Below are 23,437 nucleotides of genomic sequence, written 5' to 3'. Positions count from 1 at the left end.
ACAATCAGCTCCAAGTAGCGAAGGAGCAGGAAGATGGTGTAAAAGCGCCATCCCCCCTTAAGAAAGAACAAGAAATGAATTGTTCTTGTTGGCTTTAAATAATCAGCCCCCTATATTGGGGCGCATATTATTTAATTAGTGGTTGACAATCACGGCAACCTAGCAGAGGGAAGGGGATAGTGTAAAAGCGCCATCCCCCCTTAAGGAAGAACAAGAAAAGTAATTGTTCTTGTTGGTTTTAAATAATCAGCCCCCTATATTGGGGCGTATATTATTTAATTAGTGGTTGACAATCAACCCACAGTAGCGGAGGGGCAGGGAGATGGTGGAAAAGCGATAGCGGCCGCCTTTAAGGTCACATTTTCAACACTAATCACACCTAATAACAGAAAATGAGACCTTAACAGCGGTTGAAACCACTCCCTGCACCGCAGCTTCCATCCCCAACATTGTCAACCACTAATTAAAATTTACATCCCAAACAAATTATAGCACTAGAGTCTAAACATAATGTCTGCTACACTTAATAAGTTAAAACTAATATGCTGTCATTTATATTAATGTCTGTCGTTTATATAAATTTTGTATATATAAATATTGAAATTTTTATAAAGCCAAGGGAGGATCTATGGAATTACGTAGACAAGATGTGGAATTGTTAGCCCCAGCAGGTGATTGGGATTGTATGAAGGCGGCTGTGGCAAATGGTGCAGATGCCATTTTTTTTGGAGTAGAAAAGTTTAATGCACGTGCGCGTGCGAACAATTTTAGAATGGACGATCTACCTGAGGTTATGAGCTATTTGCATAGCTATGGCGTAAAAGGTTTCTTGACCTTTAATATTTTAGTATTTGAAGATGAGTTAGCTGACGCTAAACATTTGATTGATATATGTATTGATGCAGGTGTGGATGCGGTAATTGTGCAGGATTTAGGTCTTGTGAAAATGATTCGAGAAATTTCGCCCGACTTCCCGATTCATGGCTCTACGCAAATGACTATTACTTCACCAGAGGCAGTGGAATTTACAAAGCCTTGGGGAATGGAACGGGTAGTGCTTGGTCGTGAAAATAACCTGAAACAAATTCAGAAAATTGGGGAACAAGCGAAGCTTCCAATGGAAGTGTTTGTTCATGGCGCATTGTGTGTGTCCTACTCTGGTCAATGCTTGACATCTGAAATGTGGGGCGGACGTTCTGCCAACCGTGGGGAATGCGCACAAGCTTGTCGTTTGCCTTACGATCTTATGGTGGATGGCGTGCAAAAGCCGATGGGAGATGTTGCGTATTTATTGTCCCCTAAAGACCTTGCGGCGATCGATATTATGCCTGAACTGATCGAAGCTGGTGTGACTTCCTTTAAAATTGAAGGTAGACTAAAAAGCCCTGAATATGTAGCTAACGTCGTTAGTAAATATCGCAAGGCAATTGATTTATATTTTGACGGAAATCACGAGCGTCCTTCTAGAGAAGAAATTCGTGAGCTACAGCAAAGCTTTTCGCGTGGCTTTACCCATGGTTTTTTAGATGGGACTAACAACAAAAAGCTTGTCGAAGGGACTTTCCCTAAAAGCCGTGGTGTCTATCTTGGTGTCGTAGAGAAAATTTTGCGTGACGGCGTGGTTTGTAAGCTAGAAGCACCCGTGAAGCGTGGAGATGGTATTGTATTTGATGCGGGCGATCCGACGCAAAAAGAAGAAGGTGGACGGATTTACGATCTTCGCCGCAAAGGTGTGAAGCTAGAGGGCGAAGCTGCTGAACAATGGATTGTAGACATCGTACCAGGACGTAATGACATTGATTTAAGAAAGGTTCATGTGGGTGACCGGATATGGAAAACAAATGATCCTGCGCTCGATAAACGTCTTCGCCAGACGTATGAGACGGACAAGCCTTATCGTGTTTTCCCTGTGCATGTGAAAGTGACTGGCCGTGCAGGCGGATTACTTGAGACCGTATGGACAGACGTAGAAAAAAATGTGACGGTACAGGTTAATTCTGAGCTTGAGCTTGATATTGCCCAAAAACGTCCGATGGATGCGGCATTATTAGAGGATCAGTTCGGAAGACTAGGTGGGACGATATTCCAGCTTGAAAAGCTAGAGGTTGACCTTCTTGGTGATGTGATCGTGCCAATGCGTGAGCTAAATAGCATTCGTAGACGTGCGGTTGAGCTGTTAGAAGGGGAAAGACCTAAACCTCCTGTATATGTTCGACATGCAGATGCTAATCCTTTGGCCTCACCTGCTGTAACACAAAAGAAGGTTTCATATGGAGAAGCAAGACTTACGGCGCTATGTCGTAGCTTACCACAGGTAGAAGCGGCATTAGAGGCAGGAATTGAGTTTATCTATGCTGATTTTGAATTTATTAAGCAATTCCCTGCTGCTGTCGAAGCAGTGCGTGCCGCTGGCAAAAAGATTGCGTTAGTGACACCACGTATTCATATGCCAGGCGAAAATGGTTACCATAACAACATTTTACGACTGAAGCCTGATGCAGTATTAGTACGTAATACAGGCGCGTTGTATTTTTACCTGCGTCATCGTCAGGAAAAACCAGATGAATTCCATCCACAAATTATTGGTGATTTCTCTTTGAATATTGCCAATCACAAAACGGTGGAGTTATTTTTGGACAGTGGTTGTGACATCGTAACGCCATCCTATGACCTTAACATTCAACAAATGGTGGATTTATTAGATCAAAGTCAGACGGATGCGATGGAGGTTGTCATTCATCAGCATTTGCCGATGTTCCATACCGAACATTGTGTATATTGTACTTTTTTAAGTGAAGGGACAGACTTCACGAACTGCGGTAGACCTTGTGAGGAGCATTCCGTTTCCTTACAGGATCGTATTGGGATGTCACATCCAGTTCGTGTTGATGAGGGCTGTCGCAATACCGTTTATAATGCGATTGAGCAATCAGGAGCAGAGTATTTAAAAAACTTTATGGAGCTAGGTGTGGCGAACTACCGAATTGAATTTTTGGAGGAAACACCACAGCAGGTGCATGAGGTTATTGATTTATATAGTAAAGCGATGCGTGGCGAAATCAGCGGAACACAAGTGTGGAAAAAACTAAAGGCGACAAACCAGCTTGGTGTAACACGTGGACAGCTTATCAAATAAAGGAGTGCATACGTTTAAATTATGGTCCCTTTTACTGTTAATGAAATGAAGGCATGGTGTGGGAAAACTTCATATCAACGTGGGGAAAAGTATGTGCAAGAGGGACGTGTCACTGCCTTAACGCACCATGGACAAGGGCAATTTGAAGGGACGGTTGCGGGGACAGGAAGCAAGGTATATACCGTGCAGGCCTCTATTTTGCAAAGTGGTGGCGTCCAAGCGATGTGTAGCTGTCCTGCGGCAGCGTCCTATTATGGCTATTGCAAGCATGTTGCGGCAGTGTTAATTACGATTCATAAGCTATATCAAGGCAAAACGACGTTACGTAGCAATTGGAATGTACAGACTTCATATCAAGGGGATCAGATTGTCGCAAGCAGTCTGATCTCTTTATTTCAATCAAAGAAAGAGCAACCCAAAGAGCAACCCAAAGAGCAACAAATAGCATTTCATCCCCATGTTAATCATGTTCAAGCACGTATACCGCTACAGGTAATGTTTATTTGTAAAGTAGTCCAGTCTTTTGGTCACACATCAAAGCTTGTCATAGAGCTTAAGCTTGGTGTAGATCGCCTGTATGTGGTGCAAAATATCGGTGAGTTTCTAACCTGCTTGGAGGCGGGACAAAGCTACCCATTTACAAAGAATTTCAGCTATCAGCCAGAGCTTCATCTTTTTCAGCCAGAAGATTTGAAATTACTTACTCTGTGCCTGAGATGTTATCAAAGTGAAGTCATTTATGATGACGTTCAGGATCGTTCCTCAGGATGGTCTCGTTCTTATTCAAAAAAAAGAAACCAACGTCAGCTTGTTATTTCTCCACTAGTCTGGAACGATTTAGCTCGCCAACTAAACGAGTCAAAGGTGCATGCTGTAATAGAAACGCTAGAAGGAAACATCATTCCTTTTACAGTGGGGGATACCAAGCTCCCTGTTTCTTTTGTGCTTTCATACGATGAGATCGAGAATAAATATACACTGTGTTGTCAGCACTTTGATCGCTGTCAGCTATTAACTCTATACCAATGTGTTATCTCTGATGAGGGAATTACAGTTTTGTCTCCTGAGCAAATGAAATTAGTTTATGAATTATACCAGCTATTGATTGACAAGCAAAATGAAGAGCTAGTGATCCCAAATGAACAAATTGAAGCATTTATGTATTACGTCATTCCTCAGCTTGAGCAGTTATGTGAATGTGATATTCAGTCTGGGGTGCACCAGCAGATCACATCGCACAAACTGATTGCTAAGCTTTTTTTGGATCAGGATGTAAATGGATTACATGGGAAGCTTGAATTTCATTATGGTGATTACTGCATAGATCCTTGGCTGTCATCGGAGCAGCGGGAGTCGAACGATGGCGTCATTATTATACGTGACATGGAAGCAGAGACAACAATTAAAGATCTCTTTCACGCCTCCTCTTTTATAGCTGAAGCTGGTGAATTGATTGCAATGCGAGATGAGCATATATATGAGATTTTGTTTCAATTTGTCCCACAGCTTAGAGACGGCCATGATTTCGTAGAGGTGTATACTACACCCGCCGTAAAACGAATGTATTATAAGCCCATCCATCCACCTAAGCTTAAAATAGACCACAGCAATCATCACGATTGGCTGGAGGTTAGCTTTGAATGTGAAGCGTTAACGGAGGAAGAGCGACATCAAATTGTGTTGTCGATGCTTGAAAAGAAAAAATATTATCGCTTACCTGAAGGTGCTTTTTTATCACTGGAGTCACCAGAGTTCCAAAGCTTTCAAGAAACGTACAATCAGCTTGGTGTAAGTAAAGAAAGTGTAAAACAAGCACAAGGTGGCTCCATAAACGTTGCAATGTCTTCTATTTTTCAGCAGGAATTTAAGCCAGATGAGGACGGAAGCAATTTTATCACCTTTGGAGATGCCCTACAAAATATGCTACATCAGCTTCACTATCCAGATACCCTTGACCTACAACCACCAGCATCAATAACCTACCCATTGCGGGACTATCAAGTGCGAGGATTTCGATTTATGAGTGTGCTGGGCAAATATGGGCTAGGTGGTATTTTGGCGGATGATATGGGACTAGGTAAGACGTTGCAAAGTATTGCATTTATTGTGTCACGTATAGAAAATAGTGATGGCATTATGAGAGGCCCTGGAGGTTCCTTCGACCTCGATCCCAATAACACAGCTCAGAAGACGCTGATCGTTGCACCCGCATCACTAATTTATAATTGGGCAGAGGAATTTGGGAAATTTGCACCACATATTTCTGTTGAGGTTATTGCAGGGGATAAAGCGCAACGTGAAGCAATCATTAAACTTGATGGGACCGCTTCTGCTTCGGTGTGGATTACAACCTATCATACTTTACGTCTTGATATTGAGTTATATGAAGGGATTCAACTGGATTGTCTTATTTTAGATGAGGCACAGGCGATAAAAAATGCAAGCTCACAAACGGCGCAAGCGCTTCGTAAGCTTTCAGCAAATTGTTCGTTCGCTTTAACAGGGACGCCGATTGAAAATAAGCTTGAGGATATGTGGTCAATTTTTCATATTATTTTTCCAGCATTGCTAGGAAGTCGGAGACGGTTTTTAGAGCTGAGTTCTGAAAAGATTAGCAAAAGAGTGGCTCCATTTATATTACGCCGTTTAAAAAGGGATGTATTGCAGGAGTTGCCGGATCGCATTGATTCTACAATGCATACCGAATTATATCCAGAACAAAAGCGACTGTACCAAGCTTTTCTTTCTAAACTTCAAGAAGATACAACAAGCGATTTAAACCAAGGTGGATTTCAAGCGCACCGTATAAAAATTTTAGCTGGCATTACGAGATTACGGCAAATCTGCTGTCACCCCTCACTGTTTATGGATAATTATGAGGGTGGCTCATCTAAGCTAGAACAGCTACTTGAACTTGTAGAAGAGGCTTGTGCTAGCGGAAAACGAATACTTATATTTTCACAGTTCACATCGATGCTGCAGATTATAGGCAATGCGCTAGAGCAACAAGAAATAGAACATTTTTATTTAGATGGGTCCACACCATCCAAGGAGCGTATTTCCTTATGTCACCGTTTTAATGAAGGAGAACGTTCAATATTTCTAATCTCTCTGAAGGCTGGAGGCACAGGCCTAAATCTTACAGGAGCAGATACGGTAATCCTATACGATTTATGGTGGAACCCTGCCGTGGAGGAGCAAGCAGCTGGTCGTGCACATCGCATGGGACAAAAACAGGTTGTGCAAGTGATTCGCCTAGTTACAAAAGGAACGGTTGAAGAGAAAATATTAGCCTTACAGGAGCGAAAGCGTACATTGATGAACGAGGTTGTCTCTGCTGAGTCTATGGATTTTATGGACTCAATGGATTCTTACAGTACAATGACAACCTTAACTGAAGAGGATGTCCGAAGCCTACTTATGATCTAAGTAGGCTTTGTTTTTAATTATTTGATTTATTGGAGCAACTTTATGTTTGCGATAAAAATTTTAAAATTAGTGGTTGCAAATTCTACCCTGAGCGAAGGGGCAGAGGGATGATGGAAAAGCGGTAGCGGCCGCCTTTAAGGTCACATTTCTAACTGTTTTCATACATATTCAAAAGAAATGGGACCTTAACAGCGGTTGAAATCACCCTCTGGACCGTAGCCTCTAGCATGGAAAGTTTGCAACCAATAATTTTCCTTTTATCACACACATAACTATTATTTATCGCTTTAAAAAATTTTGTTTATATGCTATAATGAAAGCGTAACCAAAAATGGTTTTAGGGGAGTGTCTATCATGTTGGAAGGTTTCCTCGAAATGGAATCATTGGTGTCACGTGTTCATCAAAATTTAGAGATCGAGGGATACGAAGAGTACTACAAGCTGGAATATGGCACAGAGCGTTTTCTACACACACCAGAACCTGGAGCAAGAAAGGCGGAATCCATCGAGTCTGAAAAATCATTTTTACGTAAGCTCTGGATCTTTTAATTTACACTAACATAAACTACTCAAAAAAATAATTCTAAGATCATGTTTTCATTTTCAATTACAATATAAAATTTTATTTTATATAGGCTATCTTTATCGCTGTGTTGGTTGCAGAGATGAAGGTGGCCTTTTCTTATGTTGATTTGTTAGTTTTAAATGAAACCTTCACAATTACATCTGAAAGAGATGTTGAAATAAGGAAATTAATGAAAGTTGTAATATAGGGTAAAGTTTAAAATGCTTATGCTATAATGGCTAAGATACGTACATACTAAAGAAACCATGTAAATCCTTTCTTATATTTTTCAAACAACTTTGGAGGGTACTCTTTGATGAACATTCGTAAAGCAATTATTCCTGCTGCCGGGTTAGGTACACGATTTTTGCCAGCAACCAAAGCAATGCCAAAAGAAATGTTACCCATCGTTGATAAACCAACGATTCAATATATTGTGGAAGAAGCTGTAGCTTCGGGAATTGAAGATATTATTATTGTGACGGGAAAAGGGAAACGTTCCATAGAGGATCATTTTGACCATTCCTATCAGCTTGAGCAAAATTTAACAGAAAATGAAAAATGGGATTTGTTAGAGGAAGTTAATAAATCAACTACATTAGCAGATATTCATTATATTAGACAAAAGCAACCGCAAGGCTTAGGACATGCAATATGGTGTGCTCGCAAATTTATCGGGGACGAGCCCTTTGCAGTGTTACTAGGAGATGACATTATACAATCCGATGTTCCTTGCCTAAAGCAAATGATTGATGTTTTTACAAAGCAAGAGCAACCTGCGTCCATTGTTGGTGTACAAGAGGTGCCTTGGGAAGAAGTTGATCGGTATGGTATTGTGGCGGGAGAAAATTTATCTGAGCGACTCCATTTAGTTCAGCAAATGGTTGAGAAACCTGAAATGTGTCAGTCTCCTTCTAACTTAGCAATTATGGGTAGATATATTTTAACACCACAAATCTTTAATATTTTAGAGGGACAGCAGGCAGGCATAAATGGAGAAATTCAGCTGACCGATGCAATTTTTAAATTGAGCAAGGAGCAACGAGTGATGGCTTATCAATTTGAAGGTAATCGTTTTGATGTCGGAGATAAGCTTGGATTTATTAAGACGACCATCCATTTTGGTTTACAAAATCCAGCACTACAGACTGGTTTGTATTCTTATATGAAGCAACTGCTTGACGAAATCGGAGATAAACCGTGCAACTAGGGTGCTTCTTATCTCATAATATGAGTGTTCCCCTTCTATGCGAACATTGACAGTGTGACGAGGGTAAATTAGACTAGAATAAGATGAAAAATGATATTATTTACGGCGGAACGGGGCGGGTGATTGGTCCCGTTTTTAAGTTGAAGAGGTGCAGTAGTGAAGCAAATCGTTGCGAATTGGCGTCATGTTTTTAAACTTGATCCTGATAAATATATTGATACGTTGGCGCTTGACACCGTATGCCTGTCAGGTACAGATGCGATTATGGTCGGGGGTTCAAGTGGAGTTACGTATGAAAATACCGAGGATTTATTAAATCGCCTTCGCAAATATGATTTGCCATGTGCGCTTGAGGTGTCTAATCTGGAATCGGTTGTTCCTGGATTCGACCTTTACATGGTTCCTATGGTATTGAACACAGCATCAACAACTTGGCTCATTGGTCAACATGTGAACGGGGTTGAGCAATTTGGCTTTATGATTCCTTGGGACAAAATTATTTCGGAGGGTTATATTGTTTTGAACCAGGATTGCACTGCTGCTAAGGTAAGTGAAGCTAAGACGTTACTTCATTCCTCTGAGGTGTGCGCATATGCCCAAGTAGCAGAGCGTTTACTCCATATGCCTATTGTGTATCTAGAATACAGTGGCCGTTTTGGAGATTTGGACATCGTTGCAGATGTAAAAAGAACCCTCGATGAAACTCAATTGTTTTACGGTGGGGGGATCACCAATGCGCTTCAGGCTCAGCAAGTCGCTGCACTTTGCGACACTGTAGTGGTAGGTAACATTATTTATAATAATTTAGATGCAGCGATCTCTACGGTTGAAGCAGTAAAAAATAGCAAATAAATAGCAATAGCAATAAATTGATAGACAAAGTAGTGAAGTAATTTTTCTGAAAAAGGAGCAGCTTTTATATGCAAACTGTAAATATACATGATGCCATTGCCCGTCTTAATCCTGAGCAGCGTAAAGCAGTCGAAGATACCGAAGGCCCGTTGTTAATTATGGCGGGTGCTGGTAGTGGAAAGACTCGTGTGCTTACGCACCGTATCGCCTATTTAATTAGTACACGTAAAGCACCACCTTGGGCAATTTTAGCGATTACATTTACAAATAAAGCAGCTCGTGAAATGCAGGAGCGTGTCTCTAAGCTAGTAGGGGCAGAAGGTCGGGACATTTGGGTGTCCACGTTTCACTCCATGTGTGTTCGGATTTTAAGAAGAGATATTGAACGAATTGGATTTACCTCTAATTTTTCTATTTTAGATTCTACGGATCAATTATCTGTCATAAGAGCAATTATGAAGGAACAAAATATAGATACTAAAAAGTTTGAACCCAAAGCGATTCAAGCGATGATTAGTGCTGCTAAAAATGAACTGATTACACCGCAAAAATATGAGCAAAATAGTACAGATTACTTTGAAGGTATTGTGTCTAAAGTCTATGTGAAATATCAGCAACGTTTGCGTAGCAATAATTCACTAGATTTTGATGACCTCATCATGAAAACGATCGAATTGTTTAAGGATGTACCCGATGTACTTGATTTTTATCAGAAAAAATTTAAATACATTCATGTCGATGAATATCAGGATACGAACCGAGCGCAATATATGTTGTGTAAGCTGTTAGCAGCTGATCATCACCGTATTTGTGTCGTAGGGGATAGTGATCAATCAATTTATCGTTGGCGTGGTGCAGATATTAGCAACATTTTGAATTTTGAAAAGGATTATCCCGATGCGACTACGATTATGTTAGAGCAAAATTATCGTTCTACCTCGACGATTCTAAATGCGGCTAACAGTGTAATCGCCAATAATACTGGTCGTAAGCCTAAGAAATTATGGACGGACCAAGGCGACGGGAACAAAATTAAAGTGTATCGTGCGGATTCTGAGCATGCGGAAGGTTACTTTGTAGCTTCGGAAATTGTTCAAAATGTGAAGGATGGCGGGCAATATCGCAATCATGCTATTTTATATCGCACAAATGCGCAGTCGCGGGTCATTGAGGAAATTTTAATTAAATCTGATATCCCCTATCAAATCGTGGGTGGGATTAAGTTCTATGACCGGAAAGAAATTAAGGATATTTTAGCTTACTTAAGACTATTATCGAATCCAGATGATGACATTAGCTTAACAAGAATCATTAACGTACCAAAACGTGGCATTGGTGATACAACGGTCGGTAAGCTTGCTGCCGCTGCTGCGGAGAGAAGTACTTCTATTTTTAAAGTTTTAGCTACAGTAGACGATTTAGGTTTTGCTGGAAGAACACGTAATGCGCTTGTTGAGTTTTATGATATGATTGTTGCCCTGCACGGGATGACAGAGTTTTTGTCCGTGACTGAGCTCACCGAGCAAATTCTTGAGCATAGTCAATACCGCGTTGAGCTTGTACAGGAAAACACGTTGGAGTCTCGCTCTAGACTAGAAAATATTGATGAGTTCCTATCGGTTACAATGGAATTTGAACAAAATAATGAAGATAAAACATTAGTATCATTTTTAACCGATTTAGCTCTTATCGCTGATATTGATTCCATGAATGACAACCCAGAAGAGGACGATAATGCAGTTGTTTTAATGACGATGCATAGTGCTAAAGGATTGGAGTTCCCGAATGTGTTCATTATTGGGATGGAGGAGGGGGTATTCCCGCACAGTAGAGCTTTTTTAGACAACGAAGAGCTGGAAGAGGAAAGACGTCTAGCCTACGTAGGGATTACACGCGCAGAACAAAAGCTATTCCTGTCCTGTGCCCAATCTCGTACATTGTATGGTCGGACTACCGCAAATCCACCTTCTAGATTTTTAGAAGAAATCCCTGAGGAGCTAAAAGAAGATACTAAGGTTGCTCATGATCGGTATCATCGGGCAAATCGGGCAGGTGGCGCATACGGTGGGAAAGGTTTTGAAGGAAATGGTGGTAGTAACTTTGGTTATCGAGCACAGAATACTGCACAAGGCCAAGGTTTCTCTACATCTACGTCCTCATCCACTTCCCCATCGTCTCGTGTAACAGTTACAACTGGGTTGCCAGGTGCTTCTGCCTCTAAACCACAAGGTGCTGCTTCAGGTGACTATCAGGCAGGCGATAAAGTATCCCATGGGAAATGGGGAATTGGCACCATCGTCTCCATTAAAGGTTCTGGTAATGATATGGAATTGCAAATTGCATTCCCTGCACCAGTTGGCGTGAAACGTCTACTAGCAGGCTTTGCACCTATTACGAAAGTACAAGTGTAAGGATGGCTTGATTTTTAAAAATTTGTACTTGCGATACACAAACTAGCGAAGGGGCAGAGGGATGGTGGAAAAACATAGTGGCCGCCTTTAAGGTCAGATTTTTATCATCTTTAAACAAAATTATTGAAAAAATTGGACCTTAACAGCGGTTGAAACCACCCTCTGCACCGTAGCTTCCAACCTCTAATGCATGTACTGATTTTTATATTGAGCCAGCATGATACTAAATTATTATTTAACCTTCTAGGGGGTAGTCAACTGACCATGGATGCCATGTTGAAATTGGAACAATTAGTAGAGCAATTAAATCACTATAACTATCATTATTACACTTTAGATCAGCCTTTAGTGAGTGATAAAGAGTATGATGCTTTATACGATCAGTTGACGGCACTTGAAGCAGAGACTGGGATAGTTTTGCCTGATTCCCCAACAGGAAGAGTAGGCGGCGAATTGTTAAAGGGCTTTAAGCCACATCGTCATCTTTCCGCCTTATGGAGCTTAGATAAAGCGCAAAACCAAGACCAGCTTTTGTTATGGCACCAACGTGTTTTAAGGCTGATCGCAGACTATAACTTGAAAAATCCTGATACTCCACTTCCTTCGCCTAGCTATGTTGTTGAATTGAAGTTTGATGGGTTAACGTTGAACCTAACGTATACTGATGGGAAGCTTGTGCAGGCCGCAACAAGAGGCAATGGCGTGACAGGTGAAGGGATTTTATCCCAAGTGAAAACAATCAAGTCCGTTCCGCTCACCATTCCTTACAAGGAAGGCACAATCGAGGTGCAAGGTGAAGGGATCATGAACCTCTCTGTCTTGGCAAAATACAATGAGACTGCGCTAGAGCCTTTGAAAAATGCACGTAATGCCGCAGCAGGTGCATTACGTAATTTAAATCCAAAAACAACTGCGGAACGTAAGCTAAGCGCCTTTTTCTATAACGTGGGTTATAGCGACAATGTCACCTTTGCTACCCACCAAGAAATGATGGATTTTTTGAAAGAAAATCGCTTCAAGGTAAATCCGTATGTATCCTATTACGATAACTTTGAACAGGTTGCCGAAGCTCTTGCTGACATTGTTGAGCGTCGTACCACGTTAGATTATTTGATTGATGGTGCTGTAATAAAAATTACTGATATGCGCACTAGAGAAATATTGGGGTATACCGATAAATTTCCGCGTTGGGCAGTTGCCTTTAAGTTTGAAGCAGAGGAAACAACTACAATTTTGCAATCGGTCGTGTGGAACGTTGGTCGTACAGGTAAAATTACGCCACTTGCCAAGGTAGAGCCTGTAGAGCTTGCAGGCGTTACAGTACAAAACTGCACACTTAATAATGTTGGCGATATTGAACGGAAAAATTTAAAGAATGCTTTAGGAACTAGAGTATTTATTCGTCGCTCCAACGACGTTATTCCCGAAATTTTGGGTAAGGTAACTGAGGAGCAGGATGGGGAAGAAATAGAGTATCCGACCACTTGTCCAGCATGTGGTTCAGCTTTAGAACAACGTGGAGCTCATTTGTTTTGTAACAACCGTTTAAATTGTAAACCGCAAATTGTAGCGAGAATCACCCATTTTGCATCCAGAGATGCGATGGATATCGAAACCTTTAGCGAAAAAACCGCCGAACAGCTTTATTTAGAATTAGATGTGCATCAGCCTGCTGATTTATATACCTTGCAATTTGAGGATTTAATTAAGCTAGAGCGCTTTGGAGAACGTAAGGCACAAAACCTGCTGGATGCATTGGAGCAAAGTAAAAGTAGAGATTTAGCTTCATTTTTGTATGCTTTAGGTATTCCGAATACAGGGAAATCAACAACAAAGGCACTTGCAGATCATTTTAAAAGCCTAGAAGCAGTGATGGGAGCAACCGTAGAGGAATTAATTGCTTTACCTGATATTGGTGGCATTGTTGCAGAAAGTATTGTTTCCTATTTTAAAGACCCAATACTTTTAGATGGTATACAACGTATGTTAGCGCTTGGTGTAACACCTGTACCCCCTGCCGAGATTGCACCTCCACCTACAGATTCGTACTTTTCTGGAAAAGTGGTAGTCTTAACGGGAACCTTACACCAATTAACTCGTGAAGAAGCAACTAAGCGCTTAGAAGCATTAGGCGCCAAAGTAACTGGAAGTGTGTCCAAGAAAACGGATCTTGTCATTGCTGGGGAAAAAGCAGGCAGTAAGCTTGCTAAAGCTAGGGAGCTTGGTATTGAAGTGATGGACAATGAAGAGGAATGGATGAAGTTGCTTTAAGCTTTAAAGGAATTATGAAATAGAACTGGTTAGAAATTAGTTAGAAATTGATGTTGTTACACGTTTTATAACGTGATTATTAGGTGCTTGAAACATTTTGTTTCAGGTGCCTTTTTTGTATTGGATTAAAAACTTCAATTTTTAACCATCAATAACTATTTTGAAGGAGGAAACGTTATAGCGATGTGTAATGAAAATTGAAAAAATTAGGAGATGGAATAGAAATGAAATTACGAAATATGATGATTTTATTTATTAGCCTTTGCCTGCTTTTAGCAGGTTGTACAACTCCATCCGCTCAAAATAACAAGGATACAAAAAGGGTGCTCAAAGTCATGTATTGGGATGAAAGCTACTTTTTTCAGCAATATGGAGAGTTATTTACGATGCAGTATCCAAATACAGAAATTCAAGTGATAAGCACTGGGCAACTATACAATCAGAAGGATGAAAACGGAAATGATATTAAATATGATAAAGCTTATTCTGATCTAGTTGAGAAGGAGAAACCAGATATTTTATTAATGGATTCTAATCTTTTTCCACAATATGCTACTGAGGGGAAGCTAGCAGACCTGGGAGCAATGGTTGAACGTGATAAATATGATTTGACTACATATTCCCAAGGGATTTTGGAGTCACTTAAGGAAAAGGGAGAGGGTAAGCTATATGGTTTAAGCCCTGCTTTTCGGAGCAATGCGATCTTTTATAATATTGATTTGTTTAAGAAATATGGAGTTGATTTACCCCACGATGGCATGACATGGCAAGAAATTATGGATTTAGCCCGTCGTTTCCCTACAGATGGTAGTAAAGAAGAACGTGTATATGGCTTTGCATTGGATCAAAGTAGGAATTTGAATACTGTAGGAAGCTTAGCGCTTAATTTTGGGGATACAGCAGGAATTAATCTTCTTAATGGTAAAACTAAAAAAGTAACAATGGATACAGAGTCATGGACAAATATATTTAAACTTGCTGTAGATGCTGCTTCGTCTAAGGCAATATATGACCCTAATACAGAAGACTATTCTGACATTACAACAAACGAAGACTATTATGAACGTCAACCCTTTCATATGGGACGTGTAGCTATAACCGTACAAACAAATGAGTTTTTGCGGGATTTAAGTGAAGTTAGCAAAAATTCAAAAAAATATAAATCGTTTGAGCTTGGGCTCGCAGCAGGACCTGTTGATCCAGCCAATCCGACAAAAACTAATGGCGCGTATTTGAACGAAATCTTTGCTATATCAGCGGGGTCACCTAATATGGAGGCGGCATGGGATTTTGTGAAATTTGTGAATGGAGAGGCATTTGCGAAGGTTAAAGGGAAGTCATTAAATATGGGCTTACTCGCTCGTGAAGGGATTAGTAAGGATTACAATGGGATTTCACTAGAGGCCTTTTATAAGCTTAAACCTGAAATGGCATCAGATTTTGGTGAAAACTTAATCCCATCTAGCTTTTATGAGCCTTATTATAAAGTGTTAAAACGTGAGACTGAGCTGTTACAGGATAACAAGAAGACAGTAGAGGAAGCATTAAAAGTAATGCAAAACGAAAGCCAAGCAGCGTTAGATCAAGCCTTTAAGGATCAGGAGACTAAAAAGGCACCAGAGGATAAAAAGTAAATATCAACTAACCAACTAACAATTTTATTAATCTAAAATAAATCGTTTCCCGTCTATACTATGTAGTTAAATTTTTCCAAAATATTTGGAGGTAGGAAATGAAAATCAGAGGATTAAATACGATTGTCTTCATGTTGGTAGTTGTTTTACTAGTTGCAGGATGTACTTCTCCATCTGGTCAAAATAAAAATGAGGAGAAACAAAACCTCAAAGTAATGTACTTTGACGAAAACTATTTTTATCAGCAATACGGTGATTTATTTAGTATGAAATATCCTAATATTGATGTTGAGGTTGTGAGTACTACCAAAATAAGCAATGAGTCTGTTGATGGGGAACAATATGACTATCAAAAAGCATATTTAAAATATATAGAAAAAGAGCAACCAGATGTTTTGCTAGTAAACCCAGATTACATTAGCAAAATTGCAGCAGAGGGGAATTTAGTTGAGCTACAGCCACTCATTGACCGTGACAAGTATGATATGACGACCTATTCTCAGGGAGTATTGAACTCCATTAAGGAAATGGGAGAAGGTAAGCTGTATGCGTTAAGTCCTAAGTTTGATGTTAATGCGATTTTTTACAATGCTGATTTATTTAAAAAATACGGTGTAGAACCACCACATGATGGAATGACATGGCAAGAAATTTTAGATACCGCTCAGCGCTTCCCTACAGATGGAACTGAAAAGGAGCGAATCTATGGTTACGGATCGAATAGTGGGACAAGCCTGGATCAATTAGCTACAGATATAGCAGATGCTCAAGGCCTTAGCTATTATAATGGAAAAACAAAAAAGATTACTATGAACACTGATTCTTGGAAAAATATTTATAAGATGGCAGTGGATGCGGTAGCAAGTAAGGCGGTGTACACAACTAATACCACAGAAGGCTTTCAAGGTTCAAGTATGGAGGAGTATTATGCAAGTCAGCCCTTCTTAATGGGGCGTGTGGCTATGACCGTGGATGGAAGTTATTTGTTAAGTAATATGAAAGAAGCAGCAAGTGATGTAAAGGAATATAAAGGCTTTGAAATTGGCATAGCAGCAGGGCCTATTGATCCAGCTGATCCAACCAAGACAAATAGCGGTTATATAAAAGAGTTATTTGGGATTCGTGCTGGCTCGCCAAATATTGAAGCGGCATGGGATTTTATTAAGTTTATAAATGGAGAGGAGTTTGCAAAAGTAAAATCTAAAACGTTAAACAATGGTTTGCCAACGCGAGAAGGTATTAGCAAAGAATACAACGGTGTTTCTTTAGAGGCGTTTTATAAGCTACAACCTAGAGTAACATTGGAGGATAATGATTCCATACCAAATGATTTTTATAAAAATTATCGTGAAATTTTACAAGGTGAAGTGAAGCTTCTGGAAGAGAATAAAAAATCAGTGGAAGAAGTATTGAATATTGTGCAAAATGAAGCTCAAAACGCATTAGATCAAGCTTTTAAAGCCCAGGAGGCTCAGAAAAAATCAAAATAAAAACATTAAAATTACAAGGGCCTAAACGCAAAAATAGCATAGCAAAGAGTATCAATTATGACATGAGTGAATCTATCATCTATCAAGTTTATGAAACCAAAGTGTGTAATTATACGTCTATATATTAAGTAATACAATTTTTCTAATATTTGGAGGTCAAAAATGAAATTCAAAAGGTTACATAAGATTGTGATGATTTTGACATGTATTTTACTAGTTGCAGGGTGTACTTCTCCTTCTGGCCAAAATAAAAATGAGGAGAAAAGAACAGTAAAGATCATGTTTTGGGATGAAAGTTATTTTTATCAGCAATACGGTGATTTGTTTAGTATGAAATTCCCTAATACAGAGGTTGAGATTGTCAGCACGAACAATTTATATGATCGTTCTGATGAAAGTGAGGAATTTGACTATAATAAAGCATTGGCTAAGTTTATAGATAAAGAGCAGCCAGACGTTTTGCTTGTAAATGCAGGCGCAATTAAAAAGCTTGTAGCAGATGGAAAGCTAGCTGAGCTACAACCACTGATTGATCGTGATAAATATGATATGACAACGTATTCACAAGGTATATTGGAATCCATCAAGGAAATGGGGGATGGGAAGCTATTTGCCTTGAGTCCTAAGTTTTCATCTAATGGAATTATTTATAATGCAGATTTATTTAAAAAGTACAGTATAGAACCGCCTCATGATGGGATGACATGGCAGGAGATTTTAGATTTGGCACGCCGTTTTCCAACAGATGGAACTGAAAAGGAAAGAATTTATGGTTATGGTTCACAATATAACAATAACCTAAGTGAACTAGCATCAACGATAGCTAATGAGCAAGGACTTAAGTTTTATAATGGACAAACAAAACAAATTACATTAAATACCGACGCATGGAAAAATGTTTATAAGATGGCAGCGGACGCGATAGCAAGTAAAGCTATCTATACTGTCACTGGGGATGGCTTCCAAGGTGGTAGCATGGAAGAATATTATGCAAGTCAGCCGTTTTTAATGGGACGTATGGCGATGACTGTAGGTGGTAGCCATATTTTGGAAAATATAAAACAAGCAGCAGATAATATGAAAGATTATAAAAGCTTTGAAATTGGAGTTGCGGCAGGTCCTGTTGATCCTTCTGACCCAACAACCACTAACAATGCTTATATTAATGAGCTATTTGCGATTCGAGCAGGTTCGCCAAATGCGGATGCAGCATGGGATTTTGTTAAATTTGTAAATGGTGAGGAATTTGCAAAAATAAAATCAAAGACACTTAACAATGGCTTGCCAACGCGTGAAGGCATCAGCAAGGAATACAAAGGGATTTCATTAGAAGCGTTTTATAAACTTAAGCCTAAAATGGCATTGGATAGTGATAACGAACTAACGTCAATTCCAAGCAGTTTTTATGAAAAGTACCAGCCTATTATGGCACGTGAAATCAAACTTCTTGAGGAAAATAAGAAAACTGTAGATGAAGCATTAAATACGATACAAACGGAAGCGCAAGCAGCACTAGATCAGGCTTTTAAGGACCAAGAAGCAGAGAAAGCACAAAAAGATAAAAAATAATAACTGTATCATCATCATTTTAAAGCAAAAGATCATTGAAAATACTTTCAATGGTCTTTTTATCTATCAGCTATCCAACTTTGGAGGTAAAAATGAATTTCAGAAGACTACAAAAGATTGTGATGATTTTGACATGTATTTTGCTAATCGCAGGGTGTACTTCACCTGTTCAAAATAAGAAAGAGGAGAAACGAACAGTCAAAATCATGTATTGGGATGAAAATAATTTTAATCAGGAATACGGTGATATGTTTAGTATGAAATTCCCAAATACCGATGTTGAGATTGTCAGCACAGATAGATTATATGAACGTGAGGAGGGTGTGGAATTTGACTATGATAAAGCATTGGCTAAGTTTATAGATAAAGAGCAGCCAGATGTTTTGCTTGTAGGCTCAGCAGGATTTGAAAAGCTTGCAGCGGATGGAAAGCTAGCGGAACTACAGCCGCTAATTGATCGTGATAAATATGATATGACAACGTATTCCCAAGGTGTATTGGAATCAATTAAGGAATTGGGTGAAGGGAAGCTATTTGCTTTAAGCTCTAAGTTCACAATTGATGGAATTATATATAATGCAGATCTATTTAAAAAATACGCTGTCGAGCCACCACATGATGGGATGACATGGCAAGAAATTTTAGAATTAGCACGTCGTTTTCCAACAGATGGAACTGAAAAGGAAAGAATTTATGGCTATGGTTCACAATATGGGAATGACCTAAGCGAATTAGCATCAATGATAGCTAGCGAGCAAGGATTAAAGTTTTATGATGGGAAAACAAAAAAAATTACCCTTAATACAGACGCATGGAAAAAAGTGTATAAGATGGCGGCGGATGCGATTGCAAGTAAAGCGGTTTATACTGTTACCGGAAATAGTTCACAAAGTGGTAGCATGGAAGAATATTATGCAAGTCAGCCCTTTTTAATGGGGCGTATGGCGATGACTGTAGGTGGTAGCAATATTTTGGAATATATAAAGCAATCATCAACTTATGTAAAGGATTATAAAAGCTTTGAAATCGGGGTTGCGGCAGGACCTGTTGATCCTTCTGACCCAACTACCACTAACAATGCTAATATCAATGAACTATTTGCGATTAGAGCAGGTTCGCCAAATCTGGATGAGGCATGGGAGTTTATTAAATTTGTAAATGGTGAGGAGTTTGCAAAAATAAAATCAAGGACGCTTAACAATGGCTTATCAACCCGTGAAGGCATCACTAAGGAATACAAAGGGATTTCATTAGAGGCGTTTTATAAGCTTAAGCCTAAATTTTCATTGGTTTATGATAACGAATTAGCATCGATTCCAAGTAGTTTTTATAAAAAATACCAGCCTATTAAAGAACGTGAAATTAAACTTCTTGAGGAAAATAAGAAAACTGTTGATGAAGCATTAAATACGATACAAACGGAAGCGCAAGCAGCGCTAGATCAGGCATTTAAGGACGAGGAAGCGGAGAAGGCACAAAAAGATAAAAAATAATAAGTGTAACCATTATAGTCTTAAGGCAAAAGATCATTGAAAATACTTTCTATGGTCTTTTTTTAATTCTATCTTCTTTCACTGATGTGAAACTTAAGTGTCTAGTTAATCGTGTCTATTATGTAATACAATTTTTCAAAAATTTGGAGGTAGAAAATGAATTACAGAAGGCTACAAAAGATTGTCATGATTTTAACCTGTGTTTTGCTAATCGCAGGGTGCACTTCAACTGCTCAAAACAAGAGTGAGGAGAAACGCACGGTCAAGATCATGTTTTGGGACGATAAATCTTTTAATTATCAATATGGCGACTTATTTAGTGCGAAGTATCCAAATACTGAAGTTGAAATTGTTAGCACTAGTTCATTATATGAGATCAATGACAATGAAGAATTTGATTATAGTGAAGCATTAAATAAATTTATTGAAAAAGAGCAGCCAGACGTTTTGCTACTAAACCCAAGTGATATTAAAAATTTAGGAGCAGGTGGCAAACTAACAGAACTACAGCCGCTAATTGATCGTGATAAATATGATATGACAACCTATTCTCAAGGTATAGTGGAGTCAATTAAGGAAATGGGTGAAGGAAAGCTTTTTGCCCTAAGTCCAAAGTTCTCAATTAATGGAATTTTATATAATGCTGATTTATTTAAGAAATATGGTGTGGAACTACCACATGATGGAATGACATGGCAAGAGATTTTTGATTTGGCTTCTCAATTCCCTACAGATGGAGATGCAAAGGAGCGAATTTATGGATTTGGAATACAAAGTGGTACTAACATAAGTGATTTAGCAACTAGAATAGCTAGCTCACAAGGCCTTACTTTCTATAATGACAAAACCAAACAAATTACAATCAATACAGATTCGTGGAAAAATGTTTATAAGCAGTCATTAGACGCAATTTCAAGTAAGGCGATCTATGTAAGGGAAGGTGATGGCTTCCAGGGTGATAATATGGAGGATTACTATGCGAGTCAAGCCTTTTTAATGGGGCGTGCAGCGATGACGATAGACAGTACCTTTATGCTAAGTAACATTAAAGATGCAGCAAAAAATATGAAGGATTTTAAGGAATTTGAAATTGGTATCGTAGCAGGACCAGTTGATCCATCGGAGCCGACAAAAACTACAGGTGCACATTTAAATGAATTATTTGCAATTCGTTCGGGTGCTACAAATGTGGATGCAGCATGGGATTTTATAAAATTTGTAAATGGTGAGGAATTTGCAAAAGTAAGCTCGAAAACAGTTGATAATGGATTATCTGCACGTCTTGGATTTAGTAAAGAATACGATGGAGTTGCCTTAGAACCATTATATAAGCTACAACCTAAAATAAAATTAGATGACAGTTTGGGTGGCTCCATTCCAGCAGAATTCTTTGAAAAATATAATATGATTTTAGAACGTGAAACTAAGCTTCTTGAAGAAAATAAGAAGACTGTGGCTGAAGCGTTAAATGCGATACAAACGGAAGCGCAAGCAGCACTAGATCAGGCATTTAAGGATCAAGAAGCGGAAAAGGCACAAAAAGATAAAAAATAATAGTTGAAACAAATGTGTCTAGTTGTCCGTCTGTATTATAGTATACAATTATTGAAAATTTTGGAGGTAGAAAATGAATTTCAACAGGCTACATAAGATTGTGATGATTTTGACAAGTATTTTGCTAATTGCGGGGTGTACTTCACCTGCTCAAAATAAGAATGAGGAGAAACGAACAGTCAAGATTATGTCTTGGGATGAAAGCTCCTTTTATCGACAATATGGTGACTTATTTAGTATGAAATATCCAAATACTGAAGTTGAAATTATCAGCACTAGTAAGTTATATCAATCAATTGAAAATGAAGATTACAATTATGATGAAGCTTTAACTAAGTTTATTGAAGAAGAGCAGCCAGACGTCTTACTACTTAACCCGAGCGATATAAACACACTAGGGGCAGGTGGAAAGTTAACAGAAATACAGCCACTCATTGATCGTGATAAATATGATCTGACAACCTATTCCGAAGGAATATTGGAATCAATTAAGGAAATGGGAGAAGGGAAGTTATTTGCTCTAAGCCCTAATTTCAGTATGGAAGGGATTTTATATAATGCAGATTTATTTAAAAAATATGGTGTCGAGCCACCGCATGACGGAATGACATGGCAGGAGATTTTAGATTTGGCACGTCGTTTCCCGACAGATGGAGAGGCAAAGGAACGAATTTATGGCTTTGGAACACAAGATGGTACAAGCATAAGTGATTTAGCATCTACAATAGCTAGCTCACAAGGTCTTAGTTTCTATAATAAGAAAACAAAAAAAATTACAATCAATACAGATTCGTGGAAAAATGTTTATAAGCAGGCATTAGATGCAATTTCGAGTAAAGCAATCTATGTAAGGGAAGGTGAAGGCTTCCAAGGTGGGAATATGGAAGATTATTATGCGAGCCAACCCTTTTTAATGGGACGTGTAGCAATGACGGTAGACCGTACCTATATGTTAAATAATATTAAAGATGCAGAAACATACATGAAGGATTATAAGAAATTTGAAATTGGTATCGCGGCGGGTCCAGTTGATCCATCCGAGCCTACAAAAACTAGGGGTGCATTTTTAAATGACTTATTTGCTATTCGTGCAGGCTCTCCAAACTTGGATGCAGCGTGGGATTTTATTAAATTTGTAAATGGTGAAGAATTTGCAAAAGTGAAATCAAAAACAGTTAATAATGGATTGTCCTCACGTATAGGCTTTACTAAAGATTACAATGGAATTTCGTTAGAACCGTTATATAAGCTTCAACCTAAAATAAATTTAGATGAAAATTTACGAGATGTTATGCCAATAGAATTCTATAGAGAGTACAGTCCGATTCTAGAACGTGAAGTTAAGCTTCTTGAAGAAAATAAGAAAACTATAGATGAAGCACTAAATACGATACAAATAGAAGCACAAGCGGCACTGGATAAGGCAGTTAAGGATGAAGAGGCAAAAAAGGGACAAAAAGATAAAAAATAGTCGTGGAATTATTACTTTAAGCAAAAGATCATTGGAGATACTTCAATGGTCTTTTTTATTATATAAAAATAGTTGCGCAACAAAATAAATTATGATATATTATTTCATGTCGCTTTAAGCAAGAAAATGTCAGTCGCTTTTAAAGAATTGAAAAAAGTGTTTGACTTTGAAATGAGAAAGTGATAGCATATATAAATGTTCGACAAAAAAGTTCTTTGAAAACTGAACAAATGAAATGCAATATCAATGAAATAGAATCGTCAGATTCAAAATGAGCTTATCGCTCTTTTCAATAACTTTATTGGAGAGTTTGATCCTGGCTCAGGACGAACGCTGGCGGCGTGCCTAATAC

At 38.8% G+C, this 23,437-nt stretch carries 13 protein-coding genes; all 13 read left to right on the top strand.

The genetic code is table 11. The features are described 5' to 3' along the window. The first annotated feature begins 628 nt into the window (after positions 1-628). The 13 genes from J2Z32_RS19020 (at position 629) to J2Z32_RS18960 (ending at position 23,085) form a co-directional block, all read left to right on the top strand. Positions 629-3,136 (top strand): U32 family peptidase, encoded by a 2,508-nt coding sequence (locus J2Z32_RS19020; RefSeq protein ID WP_210090777.1) that lies wholly within the window; start codon positions 629-631, stop codon positions 3,134-3,136. Between the two features lie 21 nt (positions 3,137-3,157). Then, the gene (locus J2Z32_RS19015; protein ID WP_210090776.1) at positions 3,158-6,565 is read left to right on the top strand and encodes a DEAD/DEAH box helicase; all 3,408 of its coding nucleotides are present in this window, start codon (positions 3,158-3,160) and stop codon (positions 6,563-6,565) included. A 375-nt stretch (positions 6,566-6,940) separates the two neighbouring features. Continuing rightward, positions 6,941-7,114 carry a hypothetical protein gene (locus tag J2Z32_RS19010; RefSeq protein ID WP_245251616.1) on the top strand — a complete coding sequence of 58 codons (174 nt, stop codon included), beginning with the start codon at positions 6,941-6,943 and terminating at the stop codon, positions 7,112-7,114. A 332-nt stretch (positions 7,115-7,446) separates the two neighbouring features. Continuing rightward, positions 7,447-8,340, top strand: a complete 894-nt coding sequence (gene galU / locus J2Z32_RS19005; RefSeq protein ID WP_210090775.1) for a UTP--glucose-1-phosphate uridylyltransferase GalU — start codon at positions 7,447-7,449, stop codon at positions 8,338-8,340. A 156-nt stretch (positions 8,341-8,496) separates the two neighbouring features. Then, positions 8,497-9,192 carry a heptaprenylglyceryl phosphate synthase gene (gene pcrB / locus J2Z32_RS19000; protein ID WP_210090774.1) on the top strand — a complete coding sequence of 232 codons (696 nt, stop codon included), beginning with the start codon at positions 8,497-8,499 and terminating at the stop codon, positions 9,190-9,192. A 68-nt stretch (positions 9,193-9,260) separates the two neighbouring features. Continuing rightward, positions 9,261-11,603, top strand: a complete 2,343-nt coding sequence (pcrA, locus tag J2Z32_RS18995; protein WP_210090773.1) for a DNA helicase PcrA — start codon at positions 9,261-9,263, stop codon at positions 11,601-11,603. A gap of 264 nt (positions 11,604-11,867) precedes the next feature. Continuing rightward, complete coding sequence (gene ligA, locus J2Z32_RS18990; protein WP_210090772.1) at positions 11,868-13,874, top strand: NAD-dependent DNA ligase LigA; 2,007 nt, start codon at positions 11,868-11,870, stop codon at positions 13,872-13,874. 224 nt (positions 13,875-14,098) lie between these two features. Next, complete coding sequence (locus tag J2Z32_RS18985) at positions 14,099-15,508, top strand: ABC transporter substrate-binding protein (protein WP_210090771.1); 1,410 nt, start codon at positions 14,099-14,101, stop codon at positions 15,506-15,508. Between the two features lie 98 nt (positions 15,509-15,606). Beyond that, positions 15,607-16,998, top strand: coding sequence for an ABC transporter substrate-binding protein (locus J2Z32_RS18980; protein WP_210090770.1), 1,392 nt, complete (start codon positions 15,607-15,609; stop codon positions 16,996-16,998). Positions 16,999-17,160: 162 nt separating this feature from the next. Further along, complete coding sequence (locus J2Z32_RS18975) at positions 17,161-18,567, top strand: ABC transporter substrate-binding protein (RefSeq protein ID WP_210090769.1); 1,407 nt, start codon at positions 17,161-17,163, stop codon at positions 18,565-18,567. 92 nt (positions 18,568-18,659) lie between these two features. Then, on the top strand, positions 18,660-20,060 hold the full coding sequence (locus tag J2Z32_RS18970) for an ABC transporter substrate-binding protein (RefSeq protein ID WP_210090768.1): 1,401 nt from the start codon (positions 18,660-18,662) through the stop codon (positions 20,058-20,060). A 156-nt stretch (positions 20,061-20,216) separates the two neighbouring features. Then, on the top strand, positions 20,217-21,614 hold the full coding sequence (locus tag J2Z32_RS18965) for an ABC transporter substrate-binding protein (protein ID WP_210090767.1): 1,398 nt from the start codon (positions 20,217-20,219) through the stop codon (positions 21,612-21,614). Between the two features lie 73 nt (positions 21,615-21,687). Beyond that, positions 21,688-23,085: an ABC transporter substrate-binding protein gene (locus J2Z32_RS18960; protein ID WP_210090766.1), complete on the top strand. Its 1,398-nt coding sequence runs from the start codon at positions 21,688-21,690 to the stop codon at positions 23,083-23,085. Positions 23,086-23,437: the final 352 nt, after the last annotated feature.

The organism is Paenibacillus turicensis (assembly GCF_017873435.1).
GTDB lineage: Bacteria > Bacillota > Bacilli > Paenibacillales > Paenibacillaceae > Fontibacillus > Fontibacillus turicensis.
Note: the sequence above shows the minus strand (reverse complement) of the source record. Positions and strands in the feature narration are given on the sequence as shown.